Genomic DNA, 20,311 nt, shown 5'->3' on the forward strand with positions numbered 1-20,311 from the left:
GACCAACCGTGGACGCACGCACCCGCCAGAACATCACCTACGTGTTCCCGCCCGGCCTGGGCGACCTGTTCACCAACGTCGTGTTCGACGAGCACCGCCGCGACCTCGAGCACCTCGACGCCGTCGAGCAGCAGCAGAGCGCCGCCGAGGCAGACCGGCACCGCACCCACCTACGCGACCACGCCCGATGGGAGGCCGAACGCCGCGCCGCGATCCTCGACGGCCAGGCCGTGCCCGCCGAACCACTCTGGACGCCCTCCGACGCGACGAGCGTGTTCGCGCTCGAACGGGACACCGTCGTCGCACGGGTCGCCGCAACGTGGGCCGAGCACGGGGCCCGGATCCTGGCCGACGACCTCACCGAACACGAGCGGCACCTCCTGGACCTCGACGAGCAGGACCACGCGACCGAGGTCGCGCTGCGTCGGATCCGCGAGGAGCAGGAGACCACCCGGCAGCGCCTCGACCGGCTCCGCGCAACCGACGCCGAGCGACCCCAGGCGCCCGGACGGAACTTCATCGGCCCCAACCCGGCTGGCACCGTCGCAGCCCCGGACGGCATCCCGTCGATGGCACCGACGACCATTCCCCGGTGGCCCGGTCTGCGGGGTCACCGCAGATGACGACAGCGTGGGAGCGGCGTCCCGGTGAAGGTGTGCGCGCGTTCGCCGCGTTCACCCTGTACCGGGACGCCGGGCCCACGCGGAGCCTGGACGCGGTGGCCCGAGAGTGGACCAGAAGTGGGTCACGATCGCGGATTGGGGAGTGGTCGCGCCGCTGGGCATGGGTTGCCCGGGCCGGGCGGTGGGACGAGCACGTCCGGGCCGTCGAGGACGCCGCGTTCGTCGAGGAGACCCGCGCCCGGGTTCGGCGTCAGGCCGAGGGAGCCCGCGTGTTCATCGACCTGGGCGTCGACGCCGCCCGCAACCTCGACCCGGCGGACCTCAGCCCCCGCGAGGCCGTCCAGATCTTCGCCGAGGGAGTCCGGGTCGAGCGCCTCGCCCGGAACCTACCCGACCGGCACACCGGGTCCGGGACCAGCGCCGCCGCGGCCGGGTTCGACGCCAACGGCAACCCGTACGCGGCCGCAGCTGCGGGCATGACGGACGAGGAGCGCGTCGACCGGCTGACGGTGCTGCATCGCGAGATTGCCGCCCGGCTCGCCGCGCACGAAGAGGACCAGGCCCGGGCCGACGAGATCCGGGGAGCCGCCCGGCTGTGACCGTCCCGTCCGCGAGCCTCACCCCGGACGACGCCCCGCGACCCCAGCCCGGGGGCGTCACGGGGCGTCTGCCACCCGGGAGCGGCGCGCGGTCAACATCGCGAAACCGAGCGTACGTGCACCGTCCGACAGATTGCGTCGCTGCCGTGGACGCAGGCGCGGCGGGCGAATGGGCGGGAGCGATCGCCTCAACCGGGGCTGTCGTCGTAGCGCTCGTTCTCGCCTCTCGGGACGACGAGGCCCGGCGCGACCGGCGTATCGCTCGCCGCCTGTTGCACGGGCTCGCCAACGACAGAATCGTGACGTTCGAACGATGGACGGAGGGCGTCGCCGATCCGGACGGGATAAGGATCACGGAGGTATCGGTGCTCGACCACGAGTGCCGCAAGTTCCGCGCTCCGGTGGATGAGTTCGGGCGCATCAGGCGCCGTCGAGGCCTGCGCATCCTCACAGCGATCTACGGGGAGCGTGCGGTTCGCGTCGCGGAACTGTTCCCCGACGACGGGCACCGTGGCCCGGGCCCCCGCTCCGGCCTCCGCAACAACCCCAAGTTGCTCGTCGACGGCGACCCCGGTCCGCTCCGTCGCCGTGGCGCGTTCGACGTCACGAGTGACGATCACAAGCAGTTGCGCCGAGAGTTCGAGCGGCCGGCGCGTCTCTAGTGCCCGTCCCGCTACCGCACCTGCGTCAGTTGGCCGTCCAGCCCCTTCGACCAGCGGTGACCCTGCACGTCGGTGAACTCGACCGACGCGGTGAACGCGGCATACCCGACGGCCGTCGGGTTCGGCCACCGCCAGTCAGCGTTGAAGTCCGCGACGTCGAGGCCGGGGATCACCTGCCATGACCAGATCCGTACCGCCGACCAGGTCTCCTCGTACGCAGGGACCGCACCCACTGGCCTGATTGAACAGTTCAGCACGACATCCCGGATCGGCTCTGCGCCACGGTTATGCACCGCGACCTTCCGCCAGACGTTGGCGTCACCGCCTGTGTGGATGGATCCGCTGCCCGATGCTTCGACCACGCTCACGAGGCGCGCAGCCTGTTCCTTCCGGTCCTTCACCTCCTCACGGCGGGCCGCCGACTCGTTGCGGACGACGAGCAGTGAGATGAGCACGGCGGCAACGGCGCCGATCCCAGCGACGGTCTCTCCGGCGGCCTGGGTGATCTGGAGCCAGTCGGGTACGGGGCTGTGCATGTGCCGGAACGTACCGCGCCCGGAAGGCTCACAGTTGGGCGTTCCGGGCTAGATGTACTCGGCTTGCCGACGAGGGTTGCCTGGCGGGGTGTCACGACGCTCGCGGGCTCCCTCACCGCCCGGGCACCGCGTGGACTACGGAATGGGCATAGCGGCGGCGGAGTAAAGCCAGAGGTCGATCGGGGCGTTGCCAGGGCGGGTCAAGCACAGGTGCACCCGGCCGCGACCTGGCATCCGTCGCGCCGAAGCCGTCCAACTGGAGTCCCACACCACAGTACTGGCGCCGAAGCTCTTGGTACTGGCGTGGTTCGGCTCCCACGTAACGGTGGACGGAGCGAAGGTCACTTTGCCGAGTAGCTCCGCTTCGGGTTTGGCGCGGCCGGGTCTCGCCACCGCGCCGCCGATGGAGAGGAGCGGCGCTGACGCTCTCCACGTACCAGACCGGGTACTCAGAACGGTCAAGTCGCGCGGTCCACGGACGACGAGCATCGATTTCAGCGAGGGCACCACGATGATGAGGAATCCGGCAACGATGGCAACACGCACCCAGAGCGGATCGTCGCGGATTGTCAGCGAAAGCACGAGCGCCGCCAGGGCCCCAGCGCGCAGATATACGCCTGTCGCACGGCCCTTCTCGTGGCGTTCGGCATAGGCAGAGATCGCAACGGTGTTCTCAACGCTCACGAGGCATCGATCGGCATCGCGGTGCTCGCGCTTGAACGTCGCGCGATCCGTGAAGCGATCGGCGGCAACCGTCCTGCCCCAGCGCGGCTGCGCACCGGGTGAATCAGCGACTGTCGCATTGCCGTCGCGGGCATGACCCACTCACCGCTTACCCACCGGAACGAGCGCCAGAGGGCCCGAACCCGTGCGAGACCACAGGTCGGAGGAGCGAGCAGAAATAGCCTGCTACCTGCGCTCACGCGAGTCAGTACCAGACTGCGCGAATGACGACCCGACAACAGGGGGTTAGGGGTTCGAGTCCCCTTGGCTCCACCACCGCATGAGGCCGCTCGCTGAGCGAGGCCTGACGTACGACGCCGTCGGAGCGACGCGTCCGGGCCAGTGGATCTGGGCGGACCACCCCGCCGGCTTTCGCGCCCACGAGCGCACGGTGCTGCTCGGCCACGGACAGGCATGCTGGGACGACGCGTCCGCCGATGTGCTGGCGTGGGCGGTCAAGACCCGCAGCGGGTTCACGGTCGAGCCCCCGGGCGTCGCGACGGGTGCCGACCGCTGCTGGTTGGTCGCCCGCGTCGGACCGTTCAGCGTGCGCGAGCCGATCAAGGTGATCGCGGTCGTCGACCGTCCCGATCGGCGCGGACTCGCGTACGGCACGCTCGACGGGCACCCGATCTCCGGAGAGGAGGCGTTCATCGTGCGGCGCGACGCGAGCGGTGCCGTGTGGCTGGACCTCCGCTCGCTGACCGCACCTGGCCGGGCTGGTGGCGGCCCGCCTTTCCGCTGGTCCTCGTCGCGCAGCGGTTCTACCGACGCCGCTACGCCCGCGCTCTGCGAGCCTGAGCCGCTACAGGCCCAGCAGCTCGCGGACCGGTTCGACGCCCTCGAGGGTGACCTCGGGGCGGGGCTGCACGGACCAGTCCGCCCGGCTGAGCAGGAAGCGCCGGCTCTCGACGGCGACGCCCTCGCGCGCGACGACGTCGACGCCGTTCGGCAGGTAGCCGATCCGGGCGGTGACCGCCTGGGACGCCGGGTTGTCGGCGTAGGCGGCGGTCGTCGCGATCTGCGCGTCGAAGCCCTCGAACAGAAGGTGCAGCATCATCAGTCGCATCGTGGTGCCCAGGCCCTGCCCTTGGTGGCGCTGCCCGAGCCACGAACCTGTCTCCGCCGTGCGTGTGACGGGGAACGCCCTGGCGAAGGCGCCTTGGACTCCGAGCACCTCACCGTCGCGCACGAGCGCCAGCTCGATCTGCCAGTCCTCCGGGGCGACCTTGCCGCGCGCCGCCCACTGGTAGGCGAGCACCCGCCGCGTGACCTCGATCGGGCTGCCCTTCGACCACGCGCTGTTGAACGGCAGGTACGACGGGTCGTGGATGCCTTGCCCGCCGAGGACCGCGAGCGCGAGGACGAGGTCGTCGTCGAGGAACTGCAGGGTGAGATCACCGCACGTGACGCGCAGCGCCGCCATGGGCCAGACGTCGGGCAGGGAGGTCATCGCAGCAGGGTCCCGGGCGGGACCGCGGCACCGCAAGGGAAAACCGCGGGACACGAATTCCCATCTGCGGGTGTCACCCGTCGCGTCTAGGTTGGTGCGCTGTGAGCGCTCCCGTCATCTCCGCCTCCGGGCTGACCAAGCGGTTCGGGGACTTCACGGCGGTCGCCGGGATCGACTTCGAGGTGCCGGCCGGCGAGGCATTCGGCCTGCTCGGACCGAACGGGGCCGGCAAGTCCACCACCATGAGGATGATCGGCGCGGTCTCGGCGCGGACGTCGGGCGACCTGCGGGTGCTGGGCCGCGACCCGGACACGCACGGCCCCGAGATCCGCTCGCTGCTCGGCGTGGTGCCGCAGGAGGACAACCTCGACACCGAGCTGAAGGTCCGCGACAACCTCATCGTCTACGGCCGGTACTTCGGCATCCCGCGCGCGACGTGCCGGGCGCGCGCCGACGAGCTGCTGACGTTCGCGCAGCTGGAGGACAAGCGTGACGCCAAGGTCGACGACCTCTCGGGCGGCATGAAGCGGCGCCTGACCATCGCCCGGGCCCTCATCAACGAACCGCGCATCCTCATGCTCGACGAGCCGACCACGGGCCTCGACCCGCAGGCGCGGCACGTGCTCTGGGACCGGCTGTTCCGGTTGAAGGAGCGCGGCACCACCCTCGTCCTCACCACGCACTACATGGACGAGGCCGAACAGCTCTGCGACCGCCTCGTCGTCGTCGACAAGGGCCGGATCATGGCCGAGGGCAGCCCCGCGCAGCTCATCCGCGACTACTCGACGCGCGAGGTGGTCGAGCTGCGGTTCGGGTCGGACCACAACGCGTCCGCCGCGGAGCGGATGGCCGGCCTGGTCGAGCGGCTGGAGCTGCTCCCGGACCGGGTGCTCCTCTACACGGACGACGGAGAGTCGGTGCTCGAACACGTCACCCACCTGGGGCTGCGGCCGACCACCAGCCTCGTCCACCGTTCCAGCCTCGAGGACGTGTTCCTGCGGCTCACGGGACGGAGCCTGATCGAATGACCTCGATCGAGCCCGAGGCGGGAGTGCGGCCGCGCCGGTTCGGCACCTGGTACGTGGCCGAGCACCACCTGCGTGCCATGCGGGCGTACGGCTGGACGATCGTGATGACCGGGATCGGCAGCCCGGTGCTGTACCTGCTCGGCCTCGGGCTCGGCCTGGCCACGTTCCTGGACCAGCCGATCGCCGACGGCGCCGATGGCCCGGTCAGCTACCTGCTGTTCGTCGCGCCCGCGCTGCTGGCAGCGTCGGGCGTCACGGTCGCGTCCGGCGAGTTCACGTTCGCGGTCATGGCGGGCTTCCGCTGGCGCCGGACGTTCTGGGGCATGAATGCCTCGCCGGTCTCGCCGGGACAGATCGCGTCGGGCCTGATCGTGTCGGTCCTCCTCCGGATGATCTTCACGACGACCGCGTACTACCTGCTCATGGTGGCGTTCGGCGCCGTCGGGGACCCGTGGGGTGCCGCGCTGATGCCGCTCGTCGGCGTGCTGGGCGGCATGGCGTTCGGGCTGCCGCTCATGGCGTTCTCGGCGACGCTCACCCAGGACAAGGGCCAGTTCGCGCTGGTCAACCGGTTCATCTTCACGCCCATGTTCCTGTTCTCCGGCACGTTCTTCCCGCTGACCGCGCTGCCCGTGTGGCTGCAGTGGATCGGGTGGGTCTCGCCGCTGTGGAACGCCAGCGAGATCGGCCGCTCGATGTCCTACGGGTTGCCGCCGGGGTCGTGGCCGGTGGTCTGGCACTACGCGGTGCTCGTCGCCTACGTCGTCGTCGGGTGGGTGCTGGCGCACCGGTCGTTCGGTCGGAGGCTGCGCTGATGGCCGTCGAGGTGGCGGCCCGTCGCCGTGCGGGCAGCGTCGGGGCGCTCTACGCCCGCAACGCGCGGTCGGTGGTGGCACGAGGGCTGAAGGCGACCCGGAGCACCAACTGGCCGGTCATCCTCTCGGGCTTCTTCGAGCCGGTGTTCTTCCTGTTCGCCATGGGGGTCGGGCTCGGCACCTACATCGGCGACGTCACCCTGCCGTCGGGCGGGTCGGTGTCCTACGCGGCGTACATCGCCCCCGCTCTGCTGGCCGTGAGCGCGATGAACGGTGCCGTCTACGACTCCACCAACAACGTGTTCTTCCGGATGCACTTCGGCAAGCTCTACGACGCCATGCTCACCACGTCGCTGGGTCCGCTGGACGTCGCGTTCGGCGAGATCCTCACCGCCCTCCTGCGCGGCGGGGTCTACGCCGTCGGCTTCCTCACGGTCATGCAGGTGATGGGTCTGAACCTGGCGTGGTCCGCGGTGCTGGCCGTGCCCGCGGTCCTGCTCGTGGCATTCGGGTTCGCCAGCCTCGGGATGGCGGTCACCAGCTTCATGAAGACGATCCAGCAGCTGGACTGGGTCGGGTTCGTCATGCTGCCGATGTTCCTGTTCTCGGCCACGTTCTACCCGGTGACCGTGTACCCGGGCTGGCTGCAGGGGATCATCAAGGCGCTCCCGCTGTACCAGGCGGTCGAGCTGGTGCGCGGCCTGACGCTCGGGGTGCTGGACGCGCAGATGCTGCAGCACGTCACGTACTTCGTCGTCATGATCGCGCTGGGTCTGACCTTCACGACGAGGCGGCTCCGCACCCTGTTCCTCGGCTGATGGACGGCCCGGCCCGGCCGGGACCTGCGCCGTTAGGATCGAGCAGTGATCGGGATCATCGACTACCGCACCGGGAACTCCCAGAGCGTCTCCTACGCGCTCGGTCATCTCGGCGTCCCGCACAAGCTCGTCGCCAAGCCGTCGGAGTGCGACGACGTCGACAAGTACGTCCTGCCGGGCGTCGGATCCGCGGGCGTGACCATGGAGTCGCTGGCCGAGGAGGGCTGGGTGGCGCACCTGACCGAGCAGGTGGTCGGCGCGGGTGTCGGGTTCCTCGGCGTCTGCGTGGGCCTGCAGGTCCTGTTCGAGCACAGCGCCGAGGACGACCAGGAGTGCCTGGGCTGGATCAAGGGCACCGTGCACCAGTTCGACAACACCGAGGTCCGGGTCCCGCACATGGGCTGGAACACGGTCGACGTGCGCGGCGACCACCCGTTCGCGAAGTCGTTCACGCCCGGCGGCTACTACTACTTCGTCAACTCGTACTACGCGGTCCCCGCCGACCCCTCGGCGCTCGTCGGCGTGACCACCTACGGGCGGCCGTTCGCGGCCGCGGTCGCGCAGGGCAACATCATGGCGACGCAGTTCCACACGGAGAAGAGCGCGCGCGCCGGCCTGCAGGTGCTCAAGGCCTTCTGCGACCTGGGGGTGTCCGTTGCTCGCTAACCGCCTGATCGCCTGCTTCGACGTCAAGGACGGCCGCGTCACCAAGGCGCAGCAGTTCCAGGACAACATCGACGTCGGAGACCCCGCCGAGCTGGCCGACCGGCTCTACCGGGACGACGTCGACGAGATCGTCACCTACGACATCATGGCCAGCGCGCAGAAGCGGCAGATCGACCTCGACATGGTCCGCCGGATCGCGCACCGCACGTTCGTGCCGCTGACGGTCGGCGGTGGCATCCGCTCGCTCGAGGACATGCACCTCGTGCTCCGGGCCGGCGCCGAGAAGATCAGCATCGACTCGATGGCCGTCCGTAAGCCCGAGATCATCACGCAGGGCTCCAAGGAGTTCGGCCGGCAGTGCATCGTGCTGAGCATGCAGGTCAAGCGCGTCGAGAAGACGGCGTCCATCCCCAGCGGCTACGAGATCGCGATCGACGGCGCGCGCACCTTCACCGGCATGGATGCGGTCGAGTGGGCCCGTCGCGGGCAGGACCTCGGCGCCGGCGAGATCGTGGTGAACAGCATCGACCGCGACGGCACGGGCGAGGGCTACGACCTGGAGATCACCGGCATGATCACCGACGCCGTGTCCCTGCCGGTCATCGCGTCCGGGGGCGCGGGCCGGATCAGCCACGTGAGCGACGCGTTCTCGATCGGTGCCACCGGCGCCATCGTGAGCTCGATGCTCTACTCGCCGAGAGTCGAGCACAACCTCACGGTCGAGGAGATGAAGGCGCAGCTCGGCGAGCTGGGCGAGCGCGTCCGGCCGGTCCACAGCGCCTGACGGTCACCGGGCCGTCCTTGACAGCGAACGACCCCCGGGCCGACGGGTCCCCGGGGGTCGTTGCACGTTCTGAGGCCCCAAGCGTTCTCAGGCCTCGGTGGACTCCCCGGTGGACTCCTCCACCGCGGGCTTCGTCGTCCTGCGCGTGACCTTCTTGGTCGCGTCGGCGACCTTCTCCGTGAGGTCCTCGGTGGCGTCCGAGACCTTCTCGGTGAGCGTTCCGGCGGCGTCACTCACCTTGCTGGCGGCCTTGCGGGCACCAGCAACCGCGGAGCCTGCGGCCTCGCCGACGGCGTCCGCGGCGTCGGCCACGCGGCCGTGCACGTCGCTCTCGACGGGCTCCCAGGGCTCTGCCCACGGGTCGACGGTCGAGCGCGACCGGCTCCAGGCAAGCACGCCGGCGCCGATCGCGACCAGCGCCGTCACGAGCCAGAAGACCTTGGCGCCCGTGTGCCTCTTCTTCGTCCGCTCCGCCGCCGCGGCGGCGACGACGGCACTCGCGACGGTGGCCCTGTCCGCCGCCATGTCGGCGGCCTTCTCGGCGAGCTCGCCCGCCTTCGACGCGGCCTGGTGGAGCGCCTCGACGACCTTGGGCAGCACCTCGGCGACCAGCCGGTCGTGCGCGTTGTCGATGGCCGGACCGGCGGCGTCTGCCGCGGCCTCGACCTTGGGAGCGGCGGCCTTCACCGAGTCTCTGTACGCCTGCTCGAGCCGCGGCCTGAGCCACTCGATGAACGCCTCGATCCGCGGCGCCGTCCAGTCCTTGGCCTGCACCGCCGCCTCGCCCGCCTTGCCGGCCGCGACGCTCGCGGTCCCCTTGGCGTGGCTGGCGGCCTCGGCGATGGCGGCACCGAGCTCGGCTGCCTGGTCCTTGATCTTCTCGGTATCGACGTCGATGTTCGGGCGGCTCTTGGTGAAAGGCATGTCCTGCTCCCGGCTCGTCGGCTGCACTGACCTCACACTCTGCCACCGTGCGGGGCCCGGCGCAGGACCGCTGGCCTGCGCATCTGTGGTTCACAGCCGACGCCGTGGGTGTCGCGTGCCAGACTGGGCGCATGTTTGCGACCTTGCACACGACCGCCGGCGACATCCGGATCGAGCTCTACCCCAACCACGCTCCGAAGACCGTGGCCAACTTCGTGGGACTGTCCACGGGGACCCAGTCCTGGACGGACCCGACCACCGGTGAGCAGCGCACGGACCCGTTGTACGCGGGCGTCGTGTTCCACCGCGTGATCGAGGGCTTCATGATCCAGGGCGGCGACCCGTTGGGCACCGGCCGCGGTGGCCCGGGCTACAACTTCGACGACGAGATCCACCCCGAGCTGACCTTCAACGAGCCCTACCTGCTCGCCATGGCCAACGCCGGCAAGCGCCTCGACCCGGTCACCGGCAAGGTCGGTGGCACCAACGGCTCGCAGTTCTTCATCTCGGTCGGCGCCACGGAGTGGCTCAACGGCAAGCACACGATCTTCGGCAAGGTGGCCGACGACGCGAGCCGTGCCGTCGTCGACAAGATCGCGACCACGAGGGTGCGACCGGGTGACCGTCCGGTCGAGGACGTCGTCATCGAGTCCGTCGACATCGAGGACTGAGACCGCCATCAGCGAGACCTCCCCCTACGGCGCGCCGACCGCGCCGCCGGTCTGCCCGCGTCACCCCGACCGGGTGTCGTACGTGCGGTGCCAGCGGTGCGGTCGGCCGACGTGCCCCGACTGCCAGCGGCAGGCGGCGGTCGGGGTCCAGTGCGTCGACTGCGTCGCCGAGGCGGCCCGTGCGCTGCCGGCGCAGCGGACCGCGCTCGGTGGGGTGGTCCGCCCCGGGCCGCCCGTCATCACGATCACCCTGATCGCGCTCTGCGTCGCCAGCTTCATCCTGCAGCTGGTCGTACCCGACTGGACCAACCGGTGGATCTTCTCCCCGGCGATCGGCTACCACGAGCCGTGGCGGTTCCTGACGGTCGCGTTCCTGCACTCGCCCAGCAACTACCTGCACATCGTGTTCAACATGGTGGCGTTGTGGTTCGTCGGGCCGATGCTCGAGCAGACGCTGGGACGTGCCCGGTACCTGACGCTGTACCTGCTCAGTGCGGTCGGCGGCTCTGTCGGCTCGGTGCTGCTCGCCATGAACCTGCCGGCGATGGCGCAGCTGAGCGTCGGCGCGTCGGGAGCGGTGTTCGGCCTGTTCGGTGCGGCCCTGGTGGTGACCAGGAAGCTCGGTGGCGACTACCGGGGGATCATCAGCCTGATCGTCGTCAACTTCGTGATCGGGTTTGTGGCCGCGGGCATCGCCTGGCAGGCCCACCTCGGCGGACTGGTCACCGGCGCCGCGCTCGCTGCGGCCTACGCCTACGCCCCGCGGGAGCGCCGCACCCTCGTGGCGTTCGCCGCGCCCGTGGTCCTGGCGGCGGTCCTGTTCGTCGCGGCCCTGGCGAAGTACCGCTCGTTCGGCGTCTTCTTCTGACCGGTCGGCTCAAGTTACACAGCTGTAGTTATCCACAGAGTTGTGCACCCCTGGGGACGACGAAGGCGCCGCCCACCTGGGTGGACGGCGCCTTCGGACGGCAGGGAACGTCAGCGCCAGCGGGTGGTCATGCCGAACCCGGCGATGATGAACACGAACCCGATGAGCAGGTTCCACTGGTGGATGCCGGGGATCGGGTACTTGGACTGCGTCAGGTACGTGACGACGATCCAGGCGAGCCCGAGGAGCAGCAGCCCGAGCATGACCGGGAGGAACCACGGCGGGTTCACCTTGGGTCCGGACGACTTGGCGGGCGGCGGGATGTACGCCGCCTTCTTGCGCGAGCTCGACTCGGGCACGTCGGTACTCCTGTCCAACGGTGCGTGGCGTTCAGGCCACGGGGGGACCGGGCGGTACGGGCTCGGTCGGCGGGCGGGCGATCATTGGTGCGTCGGACCCCGCATCGTCACGGAGCGGCCACATCGTGACCTAGCGTAGTGGGCGCAAGGACGTGCTTGTTCTCCCTCCGTCCCGAACGCGTCCCCAGCAGGAGCCGACCGTGACCGACCACCCTCACCGGGCCCGTCGCTTCCTCACGCGCGGGACCCTGTCGGTCGCGCTCGTGCTCGCCTTGTCCGGGGCCCTCTTCGCGGCGAACGCCAAGTTCGCGCAGGGGTCGAGCGATCGCCACCCGCAGGACCTGGCTGAGCTCGCGAAGGCCGAGGAGTCGCGCGTCGAACGACTGTCCACCGAGGTCGACGACCTGCACGCGGACGTCGTCGGGCTGACCACCGAGGAGAACGCCGCGACCGGCACCGAGATCGGTGAACCGAGCCTGGGCTACCTGGTCGAGGGTGGGCTGGTCCCGGTGCAGGGTTCCGGGCTCACGGTCCGTCTCGACGACGCACCCGCCGACTCGCCCCGTCGCGACGACACGAGCCCGGACGTGCTCGTGGTCCACCAGCAGGACATCCAGGCCGTGATGAACGCGCTGTGGGCCGGGGGCGCCGAGGCCATGGAGATCATGGACCAACGGATCATCTCGACCAGTGCCATCCACTGCGCCGGGAACGTCTTGCGGCTGCACGGCCGGATCTACTCGCCGCCCTACGACATCCGCGCGATCGGTGACCCCGCCCAGCTGCGCCGCGCGCTGTCCGCGTCGACGCCCGTGCAGCTGTACGTCCGTGACTCGCAGCGTGTGGGCCTCGGCTGGTCGCTGTCCGACTCGAGCGCGTCGTCGCCGTTGAAGCTGCCTGCCTACTCCGGACCGACCGACCTGCAGTCGGCCCAGGTCCCGGCCGGCACCGAGGTGCTGCCGGGTCTCGCCGAGGCCGAGGCGCGCGAGCGGGACCAGTCGAGCCGGGCGCGCGCCAGGTCCGCGCAGGAGCTGCCGTGAGCCGTACGCGCGATGCGGTGTACGGCACGATCGGCGTGATCGGCGAGGTACTCATCACCCTCGGGGTGCTCCTGTTCGCGTTCCTCGTCTGGGGCATCTGGTGGACGGACGTCGTCGGCAACCGGGCGCAGGCACAGATCGTGGCCGAGCTGCCGTTCCGGCCGCTGCCGACCCCGACGCCGTCGGGGACCTCGAGCGCGCCCGTCGTCGCGACCCCGCGGCACGACGACCCCCCGGTGATGGTCCAGCCGCCGCACGCGACCACGTTCGCGACGATGCAGGTGCCCCGCTGGAACGGTGAGCCGGTCCGCCCGATCAGCCAGGGGACCGACCGGGCCACCGTGCTCGACGTGCTGGGGGTCGGGCACTACGACGGCACCGCGATGCCCGGCGGCGTCGGCAACTTCGCGATCGCGGGGCACCGCACCACCTTTGCCAAGCCGTTCAACCGGATCACCGAGCTGCAGGTGGGCGACCCGATCGTCGTCCGGACGACCGACAACATCTGGTACGTCTACCGCGTGACGTCGACGGAGATCGTCGCGCCGACCGACGTCGACGTCATCGCGCCGGTCCCCGGCCAGCCCGGCGCGACCCCCACCGAGCGGATGATCACGCTGACCACGTGCCACCCGATGTTCTCGGCGCGGCAGCGGTACATCGTCCACGGTGTGCTGGACTACTGGGCACCGACCTCGGACGGGACTCCCGTCGAGCTGCTGGATGGCGCATCATGAGCGGAGGGCGCTGATGTACGGATGGCTCTGGCGACACCTGCCGGGACCCGTGGTCGTGCGCGTGCTGATCCTCGCGGTCGCCGCGTTCGTCGTCCTGGCGGTCTGCTTCGCGTGGGTGTTCCCCGCGCTCTCGCCGCACATGCCCTTCAACGAGACGACCGTAGGGACCTGAGATGACGCGCATCCTCGTGATCGACAACTACGACTCGTTCGTCTACACGATCGTCGGGTACCTCAACCAGCTGGGCGCCGAGACCGTCGTCGTCCGCAACGACGCCGTGCCCGCACCGTCCGAGCGGACGGCGTTCGACGGCGTGCTCGTCTCGCCCGGACCGGGCACGCCCTCCGAGGCAGGCCAGAGCATGCAGGTGATCCGCGACTGCGCCGCGGCCGGCATCCCGATGCTCGGCGTGTGCCTGGGCCACCAGGCGCTCGGGGAGGTGTTCGGGGGGGTCGTCACGCACGCACCCGAGCTGATGCACGGCAAGACCAGCCAGATCGAGCACAAGGGCGAGGGAGTGCTGGCCGGCCTGCCCGATCCGTTCACCGCGACCCGGTACCACTCGCTGGCGGTCGTGAACGACACGGTGTCCGACGAGCTGGAGGTCACCGCGGTCGTTGCCTCGGAGAGCCGCAGCATCATCATGGGGTTGCAGCACCGGTCGCTCCCGCTCTACGGCGTGCAGTTCCACCCCGAGTCGGTGCTCACCGAGGGTGGCCACCGGCTGCTGGCCAACTGGCTCGAGATCTGTGGCGACGACCAGGCCGTCGCCCGCTCGGCGGGTCTGCACCCGCTCGTCCGTCTGTAGACCCTGTCACGACGAAGGGCCGTCCCGACGGGACGGCCCTTCGTCGCGTTGCTACGGCGTCTTGCCGGGTGCGGGGATCGTCGGACCCTTCGAGACGTGTACGTCGATCTGCTGGTCGAACGGTACCTCGGTGCCGGCGGTCGGGTCGGTGCGGAGCACCTGGTCCTTCGGCTGGTCCGAGACGTCGTCGATCCGGTTGACGTTGGTCAGGCCAGCGTTGTTCAGCGCGGCGACGGCCTGGTCGTAGGTCATTCCGGCGAGCCCGCTCGGCACGGTCGTGGTGGTCGGCGCGACGGCGATCTGCAGGTTGATGGTGCGGCCCTGCTTGACCAGCGTGCCGGGCGCCTGGTCCTGCGCGATGACCGTACCGGGGGTCTTGTCGGAGGGGACCTCCTGCGTGTTGCCGGACAGCTTCTGGGCGTTCAGGGTGTCGAGCGCCTGCTGCTTGGGCATGTTGGTCACGTCCGGGACCGCGACGTTGCCGGTGGAGACCGACAGGGTCACGGCGGTGCCGGCGGCGACGCTGGTGTCCGCCGCGGGATCGGTCTTGGTCACCTGACCCTGCGGGAATGCTGCGTTGTCGTCCTGCGTCCTGGTCGGATTCACCGAGAGCCCGGCCGCCATCAGCGCCGTGACGGCGTCCTGCTCGGACTTGCCGAGCACGTTCGGCACGGTGACGTCGCCCTTGCCGGAGGAGATCGTCGCCGTGACGGTCGAGCCCTTGTCGGCTGAGGTGCCGCCCTTCGGGCTGGTGCTGATGACGGCGCCCTGGGCCACGGTGTCGCTCGTCGCCTGGATGGGCGCGCCCCAGAGGAACCCTTGGTCCTTGACCAGGGCCTGTGCGGCGGCCTCCTGCTGCCCGGTCACGTCGGGCACCGTCACCTGCTCGGGTCCGCTGGTGCCCCTCAGCAGCAGGTAGAGGATCCCGCCGACCGCCAGGAGCGCGACGACGATGAGGACCCACAGCCAGACCTTGCTGCTGCGCGACTCCTCGAGGTCGTCGTCGGGCGTCGTCGTCAGCGTGCCGGTCGACTGCCAAGCCGTGGCCGGAGGGATGGTCTGGGTCGTCGCGACCGGGGGGGCCATCGCTGCGTGGTCTCGGCGGCCGAGGCGGCGACGAGGGCCGCAGCGGCCGCCGCGCCGACGGCAGGCGCGGTGACCACGCCTCCCCGCACGGCCGCCTCGAGGTCCGCCCGGAACTCGGCGGCCGACGAGTAGCGCGCGTCGCGCTCCTTGGCGAGGGCCTTGAGCGTGATGCGGTCGAGCGTGTCGGGCACGTCGGAGGCGAACGAGCTGGGGACCGGCGCCGCCTCGCGGACGTGCTGGTACGCCACGGCCACCGGGGAGTCGCCGATGAACGGCGGGCGGCCGGTGAGCAGCTCGAACAGCAGGCAGCCGGTGGAGTACAGGTCGGAGCGCGCGTCGACGGTCTCGCCACGGGCCTGCTCGGGCGACAGGTACTGCGCGGTGCCGATGACGGCCTGCGTCTGCGTCATGGTCGCGGCCGAGTCGGCCACCGCGCGAGCGATGCCGAAGTCCATGACCTTGACCGCACCCGTCGGCGTGAGCATGACGTTGGCGGGCTTGATGTCGCGGTGCACGATGCCCGCGTGGTGGGAGTACTCGAGGGCGGAGAGCACGCCGGCCGTGATGTCGACGGCCTCCTCGATGGGCACCGCGTGGCCGTCGCGCAGGATGTCGCGGACCGTGTGGCCCTCCACGTACTCCATGACGATGAACGGCACGTGGGCGACGACGCCGGTGGGCTCGGTGAAGACGTCCTCACCGGTGTCGTAGACCGACACGATCGCGGGGTGGTTCAGGGCCGCCGCCGACTGCGCCTCGCGGCGGAACCGGTTCTGGAAGCTCTCGGGTCGCGGGCCAGGTCGGAGCGCAGGATCTTGATGGCGACCGTGCGACCGAGCCGGGTGTCGTGGCCGATGTGCACCTCGGCCATGCCACCACGCCCGATGAGCTCGCCGACCTCGTACCGTCCGGCGAGGATCCGGGATCCGTCGTCCACCACTAGGCGTCCTCTGCTTCCGTTGATGCTGTGCCGGATGGTGCAGGCACGGCCTTGTAGTCCACGGCAGTGCCGTACGGGCCGATCATCGCATCCCCATCCCCGCCAGAAGCGTATCCGGCGGCGACCGGCCGCGGGTCGTGCTGGCCGGGCGGTGCGCCTGCGACCAGCAGCGTCGTCCCGGTGCTCGTCCCTGCGGCGGGTCCGTCGGCGTTCAGCATCGCCTTCGCGGCGAAGGCGCCGAGCAGTGCGACGAGCACGAGGATCAGGACGAGCAACGGCCAGGCCATGCGGCGGGAGGCCTGGCCGGTCGGTGGTGCGGCGTGCGATCGCCTCGGTGCCGCCGGCTCCTCGAGGCGCCGGGCGCGGCGCGGCGGGTACGACGGGGGCGGTGCCGCGGGCGCGATGGGCGTCGCGGCGGTCGCGAACGTGTCCGGCGGTCGCGTGGGCTGCTGCTCCACCAGCATGGGCACACCGGTCGGTGGGGTGCGCGGCACGAGCCGGTCCAGCATGGCCGCCAGCTCCTCGCCGGACTGCGGGCGCTGGCTCGGTTCCTTGGACAGCAGGCGGACGACGAGGTCTGCGAGCGGCTTGTCGACGCTCGGGGGCAACGGGGGCACGGGGTTGTTGACGTGCGCGACGGCGATGTCGACGGCCGTCGGGCCGGTGAACGGCCGGTGCCCGACCAGCGCCTCGTACGCGATGATCCCGAGGGAGTACAGGTCCGACAGCGGTGTCGCGGGATGTCCCACGGCCTGCTCCGGCGAGAGGTACTGCGCCGTCCCCATCACCATGCCCGTGGCGGTCATGGTGACCTGGTTGCGGGCCAGCGAGACGCCGAAGTCGGTGATCTTCACGCGCCCGCCCCGCCCCAGCAGGATGTTGCCGGGCTTCACGTCACGATGCACGACCCCGGCGATGTGGGCTGCGTGCAGCCCGCGGGCCGTCTGCGCGAGGATCGGCAGCAGCCGCCGGGTGGGCAGCACGGGCTCGCGCTCGAGCAGGTCGGACAGCGGCTCGCCGACCACCAGCTCCATGACGAGGAAGCCGGAGCCGTCCTGCTCGCCGTAGTCGAACAGCTGGGCGATGTTGGGGTGCGACAGGGACGCCGAGTTGCGCGCCTCCGTGCGGAAGCGCTCGAGGAACCCGCGGTCGCCGGCGAACTCCGAGCGCAGCACCTTGACGGCGACCGGGCGGGCGAGCGCGTCGTCGTGCGCCTCCCACACCTCACCCATGCCGCCGACCGCGATCTGCCGGACCAGCCGGTACCGCTCACCCAAGGCCACGCCCGCCGCCGTCTTCATGAGCCCAGCACCGCCTCCATGACCGCCTTGGCGATCGGTGCGGCGACGCGTCCGCCGGTGGCCTCGTTGCCGAGGCTGCCGCCGTGCTCGACCAGCACCGCGACCGCGACCCGCGGGTTGTCGGCCGGCGCGAACGCCGTGAACCAGGCGTGCGGGGGCTGGTCTGCGGTGGTCTGCGCGGTACCGGTCTTGCCGGCCACCTGGACGCCCGGGATCTGCGCCGCCGTGCCGGACCCGGACTGCACGACGCCGATCATCATCTGCGTCAACGCCGCGGCGGTGCCGGGCGAGACGGCCGTCGAGTAGAGCGTCGGCTTGGTCACGTGGACCGTGGTCAGATCGGCGGAGCGGACCGTCTGCACGACGTAGGGGGTCATGAGGCGTCCACCGTTGGCGATCCCCGCGGCCACCATCGCCATCTGCATCGGCGTGGCCTGCACGTCGCGCTGCCCGATCGCCGACTGGGCGGTCTCCGGTGCGTTCAGGTTGGCGGGGAACACGCTCTGCACGACGCTCATCGGGATGGTCAGGTTCGGGTCGTTGAACCCGAACCGCTCCGCCTGGGCCTGCAGGGCGTCGGCGCCGAGGTTGAGGCCGAGCTGCGCGAAGGCGGTGTTGCACGAGACGCGCAGGGCGTCGGCCAGCGTGATCGGGTCGCTGCCGCACCCGCCGCCGCCGAAGTTGCCGATGGTCGCACTGGTCTGCGGGAGGTCGAGCTGGTGCGGCGCGGGGAGCGTCGAGGCGGGCGTGTACTGGCCGCTCTCCAGCGCCGCCGCCGCGGTGACCAGCTTGAATGTCGAGCCCGGGGCGTACCGCTCCTTGGTGGCGTTGCTGCGCAGCGGGTTGCCCGGTGCGGCGGAGAGGGCCTGGTAGGAGGCGCTCGCGGCGGCGGTGTCGTGCGTCGCCAGCGTGTTCGGGTCGAACCCGGGCGTGCTGACCAGCGCGAGGATCTTTCCGGTGGACGGTTCGATCGCGACGACCGCGCCCTGCTGGTCGCCCAGACCCGCCACCGCGGCGGCCTGCGCGGCGGGGTTGATCGTGGTCTCGACCGCCGCGCCCTCCGGCTTGCGACCCGTGATCAGGTCCCGGATGCGCGTGAAGAACAGCTGGTCGCCCTTGCCGGTCAGCTCGGCGTTCGCGGCGTTCTCCAGCTCGGTCTTGCCGTTCACGATCGAGTAGAACCCGGTCATCGTCGAGTAGATGGACCCGTCCGTGTACTGGCGCTGGTACCCGTACGGGTCGCTGACGGGCGTCGAGAACGCGATCGCCTTGCCGCCCACGACGATCGGCCCGCGCGCGTTCCCGTACTCGCGGTAGAGGCCGCGCACGTTGCGTGGGTCGTTGTTCAGCTTGTCGGCCTGGACGTACTGGACCCACGTCGCGCTGCCGATGAGGACGAGGAACATGGCCATGACCACGGTGGCGAGCCGGCGCAGCGGAGTGTTCATCGCTGCCTGCCGATGACCTCGGTCGGCTGGTCGCCGCCGACCGTGGGCACGCCCGCGATCGGCGTGGGGACCCGCACGTCCGGCGCCGGCCGCCGGGCCTCGTCGGAGATCCGGAGCAGGAGCGCGACGATCACCCAGTTGGCGACGAGCGACGAGCCGCCGTACGCGACGAACGGCGTCACCAGGCCGGTCACGGGGATGAGGCGCGTGACGCCGCCGACGACGACGAACGTCTGCAGCGCCACGATGAACGCCAGGCCGCCGGCGAGCAGCTTGCCGAAGCCGTCGCGGACGCCGATCGCTGTGCGGAAGCCGCGCTGCGCGAGGATCAGGTAGCACATCAGGATCGCGATGAGGCCCGTGAGGCCCAGCTCCTCACCGAGCGACGCGACGATGAAGTCCGACTCCGCGAAGGGCACCAGGTCCGGGCGTCCCGTGCCCCAGCCGGTGCCGAACAGTCCACCGCTGGCCATGCCGAACAGGCCGCGGACCAGCTGGCCGGACCCGCCGTACGTCTTGTCGAACACGGCAGGGTCGAAGGCGTGGAGCCACGCGTCGAAACGTGCTCCGACGTGCGAGAACGCGCTCGCAGCGAGCCATGCGCCGACGACGAACAGGAGCAGGCCGATGACCACCCAGGAGAGCCGTTCGGTGGCGAGGTACAGCATCGCGACGAACAGGCCGAAGAACAGCAACGAGGTGCCGAGGTCGCGCTCCAGGACGAGGACCGCGACCGAGGCGCCCCAGACGATGAGGATGGGTCCGAGGTCACGTGGACGCGGCAGCTGCAGCCCGAGCACCTTCGGACCGGCCAGCGCGAGCGCGTCGCGGTGGGTGACCAGGTAGCCCGCGAAGAAGATGGCGAACGCGATCTTGGCGAACTCGGCGGGCTGGAACCCGACGCCCCCGACGCGCACCCAGATCCGGGCACCGTTGATCAGCACGCCCACACCGGGGACCAGCGGGAGCAGGATCAGCGCGAGACCGGCGACGCCCGCGGTGTAGGTGTAGCGGCGCAGGGTCCGGTGGTCGCGCAGCAGGATGAGCACCGCGGCCGCCAGAACCACGGAGATCGCGGTCCAGACGAGCTGACGGTCGGCGAACCCGTGCTCGCGCCCGCGCGCCTCGTACGCGTAGTCGATGCGGTAGATCATGGCCAGTCCGATGCCGTTGAGCGCCACCGTGATGGGCAGGATCACCGGGTCCGCGAACGGCGCCCGCCACCGCAGCACCAGGTGGATGCCGACGCCGAGCACCGCCATGCCGATGCCGTACTCGAGCACGTCGGGCGGCACCTTGTCGGTGGTCCCGATGCCGACCAGCACGTACGAGGCCAGGCCGATCGCCAGCGCGAGCACCAGCAGCCCGAGCTCGACGCCGCGACCCGGCCGCACGCGGTGCGGTTGGACGGTGGCCATCAG

At 70.7% G+C, this 20,311-nt stretch carries 25 protein-coding genes and 1 pseudogene; 15 read left to right on the forward strand and 11 right to left on the reverse strand.

The annotated features are described in order from the left end of the window. The first annotated feature begins 8 nt into the window (after positions 1 to 8). The 3 genes from AC38ZX_RS00090 (at position 9) to AC38ZX_RS00100 (ending at position 1,884) form a co-directional block, all read left to right on the forward strand. Positions 9 to 623, forward strand: coding sequence for a hypothetical protein (locus tag AC38ZX_RS00090; RefSeq protein WP_491295874.1), 615 nt, complete (start codon positions 9 to 11; stop codon positions 621 to 623). Continuing rightward, positions 620 to 1,222, forward strand: coding sequence for a hypothetical protein (locus tag AC38ZX_RS00095; RefSeq protein WP_491295875.1), 603 nt, complete (start codon positions 620 to 622; stop codon positions 1,220 to 1,222). The genes AC38ZX_RS00090 and AC38ZX_RS00095 overlap by 4 nt, the downstream gene beginning before the upstream one ends. A gap of 146 nt (positions 1,223 to 1,368) precedes the next feature. Further along, positions 1,369 to 1,884, forward strand: coding sequence for a hypothetical protein (locus tag AC38ZX_RS00100; protein ID WP_491295876.1), 516 nt, complete (start codon positions 1,369 to 1,371; stop codon positions 1,882 to 1,884). 11 nt (positions 1,885 to 1,895) lie between these two features. Here the strand turns inward: AC38ZX_RS00100 and AC38ZX_RS00105 are convergent, their stop codons facing one another. Both AC38ZX_RS00105 and AC38ZX_RS00110 read right to left on the reverse strand, forming a co-directional pair. After that, positions 1,896 to 2,420 (reverse strand): hypothetical protein, encoded by a 525-nt coding sequence (locus AC38ZX_RS00105; RefSeq protein WP_491295878.1) that lies wholly within the window; start codon positions 2,418 to 2,420, stop codon positions 1,896 to 1,898. A gap of 135 nt (positions 2,421 to 2,555) precedes the next feature. Then, positions 2,556 to 3,245: a hypothetical protein gene (locus AC38ZX_RS00110; protein WP_491295880.1), complete on the reverse strand. Its 690-nt coding sequence runs from the start codon at positions 3,243 to 3,245 to the stop codon at positions 2,556 to 2,558. 178 nt (positions 3,246 to 3,423) lie between these two features. On the opposite strand from AC38ZX_RS00110, the pseudogene AC38ZX_RS00115 reads away from it, so the two are divergent. Beyond that, a pseudogene (locus tag AC38ZX_RS00115) lies at positions 3,424 to 3,798 on the forward strand (DUF1990 family protein); the annotation flags it as partial. A gap of 150 nt (positions 3,799 to 3,948) precedes the next feature. Here the strand turns inward: AC38ZX_RS00115 and AC38ZX_RS00120 are convergent. After that, the gene (locus tag AC38ZX_RS00120) at positions 3,949 to 4,596 is read right to left on the reverse strand and encodes a GNAT family N-acetyltransferase (RefSeq protein WP_491295881.1); all 648 of its coding nucleotides are present in this window, start codon (positions 4,594 to 4,596) and stop codon (positions 3,949 to 3,951) included. A 101-nt stretch (positions 4,597 to 4,697) separates the two neighbouring features. Between AC38ZX_RS00120 and AC38ZX_RS00125 the strand changes: the two genes are divergently transcribed. From AC38ZX_RS00125 to hisF, 5 genes are read left to right on the forward strand one after another with little or no spacing between them, the layout of a single operon-like run. Continuing rightward, positions 4,698 to 5,624, forward strand: coding sequence for an ABC transporter ATP-binding protein (locus AC38ZX_RS00125; RefSeq protein WP_491295883.1), 927 nt, complete (start codon positions 4,698 to 4,700; stop codon positions 5,622 to 5,624). Then, positions 5,621 to 6,439: an ABC transporter permease gene (locus AC38ZX_RS00130; RefSeq protein ID WP_491295884.1), complete on the forward strand. Its 819-nt coding sequence runs from the start codon at positions 5,621 to 5,623 to the stop codon at positions 6,437 to 6,439. Before AC38ZX_RS00125 ends, AC38ZX_RS00130 begins: the two co-directional genes overlap by 4 nt. After that, positions 6,439 to 7,257: an ABC transporter permease gene (locus AC38ZX_RS00135; RefSeq protein ID WP_426593879.1), complete on the forward strand. Its 819-nt coding sequence runs from the start codon at positions 6,439 to 6,441 to the stop codon at positions 7,255 to 7,257. Before AC38ZX_RS00130 ends, AC38ZX_RS00135 begins: the two co-directional genes overlap by 1 nt. A gap of 45 nt (positions 7,258 to 7,302) precedes the next feature. Continuing rightward, positions 7,303 to 7,923: an imidazole glycerol phosphate synthase subunit HisH gene (gene hisH / locus AC38ZX_RS00140; protein WP_491295885.1), complete on the forward strand. Its 621-nt coding sequence runs from the start codon at positions 7,303 to 7,305 to the stop codon at positions 7,921 to 7,923. Continuing rightward, a complete protein-coding gene (gene hisF, locus AC38ZX_RS00145; protein WP_426593881.1) occupies positions 7,913 to 8,707 on the forward strand; it encodes an imidazole glycerol phosphate synthase subunit HisF in 795 nt (264 codons plus the stop codon). The genes hisH and hisF overlap by 11 nt, the downstream gene beginning before the upstream one ends. An 87-nt stretch (positions 8,708 to 8,794) precedes the next feature. Here the strand turns inward: hisF and AC38ZX_RS00150 are convergent, their stop codons facing one another. After that, positions 8,795 to 9,631 (reverse strand): hypothetical protein, encoded by an 837-nt coding sequence (locus AC38ZX_RS00150; RefSeq protein ID WP_491295886.1) that lies wholly within the window; start codon positions 9,629 to 9,631, stop codon positions 8,795 to 8,797. 131 nt (positions 9,632 to 9,762) lie between these two features. Between AC38ZX_RS00150 and AC38ZX_RS00155 the strand changes: the two genes are divergently transcribed. Further along, on the forward strand, positions 9,763 to 10,302 hold the full coding sequence (locus AC38ZX_RS00155; protein WP_426593883.1) for a peptidylprolyl isomerase: 540 nt from the start codon (positions 9,763 to 9,765) through the stop codon (positions 10,300 to 10,302). Positions 10,303 to 10,375: 73 nt separating this feature from the next. Continuing rightward, a complete protein-coding gene (locus AC38ZX_RS00160; RefSeq protein WP_491295887.1) occupies positions 10,376 to 11,170 on the forward strand; it encodes a rhomboid family intramembrane serine protease in 795 nt (264 codons plus the stop codon). Between the two features lie 110 nt (positions 11,171 to 11,280). Here the strand turns inward: AC38ZX_RS00160 and AC38ZX_RS00165 are convergent, their stop codons facing one another. Continuing rightward, a complete protein-coding gene (locus tag AC38ZX_RS00165) occupies positions 11,281 to 11,529 on the reverse strand; it encodes a cell division protein CrgA (protein WP_426593886.1) in 249 nt (82 codons plus the stop codon). Between the two features lie 200 nt (positions 11,530 to 11,729). Here AC38ZX_RS00165 and AC38ZX_RS00170 point away from each other — a divergent pair, with 200 nt between their 5' ends. From AC38ZX_RS00170 to AC38ZX_RS00185, 4 genes are read left to right on the forward strand one after another with little or no spacing between them, the layout of a single operon-like run. After that, positions 11,730 to 12,569: a DUF881 domain-containing protein gene (locus AC38ZX_RS00170; RefSeq protein ID WP_491295888.1), complete on the forward strand. Its 840-nt coding sequence runs from the start codon at positions 11,730 to 11,732 to the stop codon at positions 12,567 to 12,569. Further along, positions 12,566 to 13,306: a class E sortase gene (locus AC38ZX_RS00175; RefSeq protein ID WP_491295889.1), complete on the forward strand. Its 741-nt coding sequence runs from the start codon at positions 12,566 to 12,568 to the stop codon at positions 13,304 to 13,306. Before AC38ZX_RS00170 ends, AC38ZX_RS00175 begins: the two co-directional genes overlap by 4 nt. 13 nt (positions 13,307 to 13,319) lie before the next feature. Then, complete coding sequence (locus AC38ZX_RS00180; RefSeq protein ID WP_426593889.1) at positions 13,320 to 13,478, forward strand: hypothetical protein; 159 nt, start codon at positions 13,320 to 13,322, stop codon at positions 13,476 to 13,478. A gap of 1 nt (position 13,479) precedes the next feature. Continuing rightward, positions 13,480 to 14,115, forward strand: coding sequence for an aminodeoxychorismate/anthranilate synthase component II (locus tag AC38ZX_RS00185; RefSeq protein ID WP_491295890.1), 636 nt, complete (start codon positions 13,480 to 13,482; stop codon positions 14,113 to 14,115). A gap of 51 nt (positions 14,116 to 14,166) precedes the next feature. Here the strand turns inward: AC38ZX_RS00185 and AC38ZX_RS00190 are convergent, their stop codons facing one another. The 6 genes from AC38ZX_RS00190 to AC38ZX_RS00215 are packed head-to-tail and all read right to left on the reverse strand — an operon-like array spanning position 14,167 to position 20,308. After that, positions 14,167 to 15,201, reverse strand: a complete 1,035-nt coding sequence (locus AC38ZX_RS00190) for a Stk1 family PASTA domain-containing Ser/Thr kinase (RefSeq protein WP_491295891.1) — start codon at positions 15,199 to 15,201, stop codon at positions 14,167 to 14,169. Beyond that, positions 15,132 to 15,938, reverse strand: coding sequence for a protein kinase domain-containing protein (locus AC38ZX_RS00195; RefSeq protein WP_491297534.1), 807 nt, complete (start codon positions 15,936 to 15,938; stop codon positions 15,132 to 15,134). The genes AC38ZX_RS00190 and AC38ZX_RS00195 overlap by 70 nt, the downstream gene beginning before the upstream one ends. After that, on the reverse strand, positions 15,935 to 16,138 hold the full coding sequence (locus AC38ZX_RS00200; protein WP_491295892.1) for a hypothetical protein: 204 nt from the start codon (positions 16,136 to 16,138) through the stop codon (positions 15,935 to 15,937). Before AC38ZX_RS00200 ends, AC38ZX_RS00195 begins: the two co-directional genes overlap by 4 nt. Before the next feature lie 2 nt (positions 16,139 to 16,140). Continuing rightward, entirely contained in the window at positions 16,141 to 17,442 is a 1,302-nt protein-coding gene (locus tag AC38ZX_RS00205; protein WP_491295893.1) for a serine/threonine-protein kinase, read from the reverse strand. Then, positions 17,439 to 18,890: a peptidoglycan D,D-transpeptidase FtsI family protein gene (locus tag AC38ZX_RS00210; RefSeq protein WP_491295895.1), complete on the reverse strand. Its 1,452-nt coding sequence runs from the start codon at positions 18,888 to 18,890 to the stop codon at positions 17,439 to 17,441. Before AC38ZX_RS00210 ends, AC38ZX_RS00205 begins: the two co-directional genes overlap by 4 nt. Next, on the reverse strand, positions 18,887 to 20,308 hold the full coding sequence (locus tag AC38ZX_RS00215; RefSeq protein ID WP_491295896.1) for an FtsW/RodA/SpoVE family cell cycle protein: 1,422 nt from the start codon (positions 20,306 to 20,308) through the stop codon (positions 18,887 to 18,889). Before AC38ZX_RS00215 ends, AC38ZX_RS00210 begins: the two co-directional genes overlap by 4 nt. Positions 20,309 to 20,311: the final 3 nt, after the last annotated feature.

The organism is Cellulomonas sp. McL0606 (assembly GCF_058248365.1).

Excerpts from the sequence above, each read along its gene's own strand:
- AC38ZX_RS00155 (WP_426593883.1), top strand. The coding sequence starts at position 9,763 with ATGTTTGCGACCTTGCACACGACCGCCGGCGACATCCGGATCGAGCTC.
- AC38ZX_RS00205 (WP_491295893.1), bottom strand. The coding sequence starts at position 17,442 with ATGAAGACGGCGGCGGGCGTGGCCTTGGGTGAGCGGTACCGGCTGGTC.
- AC38ZX_RS00130 (WP_491295884.1), top strand. The coding sequence starts at position 5,621 with ATGACCTCGATCGAGCCCGAGGCGGGAGTGCGGCCGCGCCGGTTCGGC.
- AC38ZX_RS00095 (WP_491295875.1), top strand. The coding sequence starts at position 620 with ATGACGACAGCGTGGGAGCGGCGTCCCGGTGAAGGTGTGCGCGCGTTC.
- AC38ZX_RS00215 (WP_491295896.1), bottom strand. The coding sequence starts at position 20,308 with ATGGCCACCGTCCAACCGCACCGCGTGCGGCCGGGTCGCGGCGTCGAG.
- AC38ZX_RS00150 (WP_491295886.1), bottom strand. The coding sequence starts at position 9,631 with ATGCCTTTCACCAAGAGCCGCCCGAACATCGACGTCGATACCGAGAAG.
- AC38ZX_RS00190 (WP_491295891.1), bottom strand. The coding sequence starts at position 15,201 with ATGGCCCCCCCGGTCGCGACGACCCAGACCATCCCTCCGGCCACGGCT.
- AC38ZX_RS00185 (WP_491295890.1), top strand. The coding sequence starts at position 13,480 with ATGACGCGCATCCTCGTGATCGACAACTACGACTCGTTCGTCTACACG.
- AC38ZX_RS00180 (WP_426593889.1), top strand. The coding sequence starts at position 13,320 with ATGTACGGATGGCTCTGGCGACACCTGCCGGGACCCGTGGTCGTGCGC.
- AC38ZX_RS00105 (WP_491295878.1), bottom strand. The coding sequence starts at position 2,420 with ATGCACAGCCCCGTACCCGACTGGCTCCAGATCACCCAGGCCGCCGGA.
- AC38ZX_RS00135 (WP_426593879.1), top strand. The coding sequence starts at position 6,439 with ATGGCCGTCGAGGTGGCGGCCCGTCGCCGTGCGGGCAGCGTCGGGGCG.
- AC38ZX_RS00120 (WP_491295881.1), bottom strand. The coding sequence starts at position 4,596 with ATGACCTCCCTGCCCGACGTCTGGCCCATGGCGGCGCTGCGCGTCACG.
- AC38ZX_RS00210 (WP_491295895.1), bottom strand. The coding sequence starts at position 18,890 with ATGAACACTCCGCTGCGCCGGCTCGCCACCGTGGTCATGGCCATGTTC.